At 71.6% G+C, this 3,434-nt stretch carries 4 protein-coding genes; all 4 read right to left on the reverse strand.

The features are described from left to right. Window positions 1-630 (reverse strand): DUF6928 family protein (locus OEY_RS0111295; protein ID WP_010593987.1); only part of this gene is annotated, 630 nt, incomplete at its 3' end. A 15-nt stretch (window positions 631-645) separates the two neighbouring features. Next, window positions 646-1,533 (reverse strand): septation protein SepH, encoded by an 888-nt coding sequence (gene sepH / locus OEY_RS0111300; protein WP_192811070.1) that lies wholly within the window; start codon window positions 1,531-1,533, stop codon window positions 646-648. 243 nt (window positions 1,534-1,776) lie between these two features. Next, on the reverse strand, window positions 1,777-2,898 hold the full coding sequence (gene serC / locus OEY_RS0111305) for a phosphoserine transaminase (RefSeq protein WP_010593989.1): 1,122 nt from the start codon (window positions 2,896-2,898) through the stop codon (window positions 1,777-1,779). Between the two features lie 116 nt (window positions 2,899-3,014). Next, window positions 3,015-3,434: citrate/2-methylcitrate synthase (locus OEY_RS0111310; RefSeq protein ID WP_029539998.1), on the reverse strand; the 420-nt coding region annotated here is incomplete at its 5' end.

The raw sequence follows: 3,434 nt of genomic DNA on the forward strand, positions 1-3,434 counted from the left end.
GTCGCGGTACAACGCGAAGTCCCACACCTCGATCTCGTGGGGGTCGAGCTCGCCGGCGGCGCGGGCCGTGTAACGGAACCCGAGCCACGCGGTGTTGGCGGCCTCGGCGAACCGGCGGGGGTGGAACGGCAACGCCTCGGGGTGGGGCAGTACGTCCAGCGGCCAGCGGATCGGGAACTCCCCGCCCCAGAACGGCCGCTCCCACACGAACGGCAGCCCGTCGTCCTCGGTGATGGCGACGGGCGTGGCGTCGAACGCTCGTCGCGGCGTGCCGCGCCGCCAGGCACCGACGGCGCCGCGCGCCCCGGTGGGATCCGACACGACGAGATAGGTGTTCTCGGACGCGACGGTGTGCCTCCAGCGTTCGGGCAGCTGCGACGGACGCGTCGCCGCAAGGTCCGGGCTGCACACCACCGTCACCCCGGGGAAGCTGCCCACGTAGACCCGGCCGGCCGCCCCGGCTGCGGCCTGCGCGAGCGGCACCCGGCCCAGCGGCTCGGACGACAGTCCCGGATGCAGCCGTCCGACGAGAGCGTGGGCGGTCGTGCAGTCGGCCCGCGCATCGCGCAGCACCTCGCCGGGGTCGGGGGCGTCGACGTACCAGATGGTCGACACCGTCGCGGCCGCCATCGGTGGGTCCGGTCCTCAGCCGCGCCCGTTGCTGCGCACGCCGAGCAGCACGTCGTCCCACGAGGGGAGGGCGGGCTTGCCGCGCTTGTCCTTACCCGGATTCTGCTGCGGCGCCAGCTTCGGCCGGTCCTCCTCCACGTCGGGCTCGGGCAGACGCGCCGCCGCGGGACGGACCTCCTCGACCTCGGCGTCGATGACCGCGGGCGGCGGATCGAGGGTGATCGTCTCGGCGACGACGTCCTCCCGCTCGGACCCGTCGTTGTCGCCGGTGTCGTCGACATCGCGCGCCGTGTACACCGGTGTGAGGCAGCGCAGCGGCCGCCCGCAGTCCGGATCGATCAGCTCGGTGGCGGTGTCGTCGAGCGGGAGGATCGTCCCGCCGTGGGCGTCGGGCTGGTAGCGCCAGTGCGCGGCGTTGGTGGACCGGCCGGCGTCCCACTGCAATTGGGCCACCCAGTGACCCTCGTCGTCGCGCCACGCGTCCCAGGTGGCGGCGTCGATGCTGTGCCCGCGTGCCCGGAACGCCTGGGCGACGATCTCGGCGAGGGTGTGCACGGCCGGGCCGTCCGGACGCACCGGATGACCCTGCTGAGCCATCTCCGCCGCGCGGGAGCGCTCGAGCAGCACCGGGTAGGCGAACCGCTCCACCTTCGCGAGCGGGATCCCGGCCTCCTCGGCGACCTGCTCGACGGATGCGCCGGAGCGGATGCGGGCCTGGATCTCGCGGGGTCGCAGCTGACTGGCGGTCTCGATCTGGATCTGCCCGAGGCGGGCGAGATCACCACGGGAGGCGGCGCGGAGCGTGTCGTCGATCGGGATGCGGAATCTGTCGCCGTTTTCGGGATCGGCGAGCACGACGTGCGTTCCGTCGGGCTCGAGGCCGACCACTCGAAGCTCTCGCACCATGACCTCCTCGCGGGGAATCGCGATTGACCCGCCCGACTGTAACGGACTCGTGATGCCTGCGGAGCAGGACACGCCGACACGCCGGGGGCCCGGTGGCACGAATCCGCCGACGTGGCGCTATTGTCCAAGGTTTCCCCGAAAGTCTCGACTCGTTGTCGAGAGTTCGGGAAGGCTCCGGGACGGCGAACGGGGCCGGACCCGACCCGGATCCGACCCCGCCCTCACGGTCGCGCGACCGATCTACATCCGGTCGACCACCCAGTCGATGCACTTGGTCAGCGCGGTGACGTCGTCGGGGTCGATTGCCGGGAACATGCCGACGCGCAGCTGGTTGCGGCCCAGCTTGCGGTAGGGCTCGGTGTCGACGATCCCGTTGGCGCGCAGGATCTTCGCAACCTGCGCGGCATCGACCGAGTCGGCGAAGTCGACGGTGCCGACCACCTGGGAGCGCAGCGCCGGATCGGCGACGAACGGGGTGGCGTACTCGGAGGCCTCGGCCCACGCGTACAGCCGCGACGACGAGTCCGCGGTCCGGGCCGTCGTCCAGGCCAGGCCGCCGTTGCCGTTCATCCACTCGATCTGGTCGGCCAGCAGCAGCAGCGTGCCCACCGCGGGGGTGTTGTACGTCTGATCCTTCGTGCTGTTGTCGACGGCGATCGGCAGCGACAGGAACTCGGGAGTGAAGCGGCCCGAGGCCTTGATCTCGTCCACCCGCGCCAGCGCGGCCGGGCTCATCAGGGCGATCCACAGGCCACCGTCGGCGGCGAAGCACTTCTGCGGCGCGAAGTAGTAGACGTCGAAGTCCTCCGCGGCGACGGGCAGGCCGCCGGCGCCGGACGTCGCGTCGATGGCGATCAAGGCGTTCTCGGAGCCGGCCGGGCGGGTGACCGGCACCGCGACACCGGTCGAGGTCTCGTTGTGGGCCCAGCCGATGAGGTCGGCCGATCCGTCGGCGACGATCTCCGGTGCGGTTCCCGGCGCGCTGTCCACCACGATCGGGTCACCGATCAGCGGGTTCTTCTTGGCGACCGTGGCGAACTTCGACGAGAACTCGCCGTAGGTGAAGTGCTGCGACTTCTCCCGGATCAGGCCGAACGCCGCGGCGTCCCAGAACGCGGTGGTGCCGCCGTTGCCGAGCACCACCTCGTAGCCGTCGGGCAGGGCGAACAGCTCGCGCAGTCCCGAGCGGATGCGGGCGACGACGTCCTTGACGGGCTTCTGCCGGTGGCTGGTACCGAACACCGAGGCACCGACCTCGACCAGGGACTGCAGCTGCTCGGGGCGAACCTTGGAGGGACCGCAGCCGAAGCGGCCGTCGGCGGGCTTGAGATCGGCGGGAATGATCGGTGTAGCGTCAGCCATCGGTATGCGTGTCCTAAACGTCGAGGAACGAGTGCACCGGTAGTCTAGACGGCCCCCGCCGGTCGGCCGGACGGACGGGCACCCGGTGCGGGGACCCGTCCGTCCGGCTCGGTGGATCAGTTGTGGGTGATCGAATCCCAGCCCTCGACGCTCTCCGGGCTGCGGGCGTCCGGGCCGGTGTAGATCGCGGCGGGGCGCACCAGCTTGCCCAGGCGCTTCTGCTCGAGGATGTGCGCGCACCAGCCGGCGGTGCGGCCGCAGGTGAACATCGCCGGCATCATTGCGGCCGGGACCTCGGCGAAGTCGAGGATCACCGCGGCCCAGAACTCGACGTTGGTCTCGATGGCGCGATCGGGGCGACGCTCGCGCAGCTCGGCGAGGGCGGCCTGCTCGAGGGCGGCGGCGACCTCGTAGCGCGGCGCGTTCAGTCGCTTCGCGGTGTCGCGCAGCACCCGGGCGCGGGGGTCCTCGGCGCGGTAGACGCGGTGCCCGAAGCCCATCAGCTTCTCCTTGCGGTCGAGGATGCCCTTGACCAG

This window comes from Rhodococcus sp. P14 (assembly GCF_000256505.1).
Classification (GTDB): domain Bacteria; phylum Actinomycetota; class Actinomycetes; order Mycobacteriales; family Mycobacteriaceae; genus Rhodococcus; species Rhodococcus ruber.

Coding starts and splice junctions, on each gene's coding strand:
- serC (WP_010593989.1), bottom strand. CDS start 2,898: ATGGCTGACGCTACACCGATCATTCCCGCCGATCTCAAGCCCGCCGAC.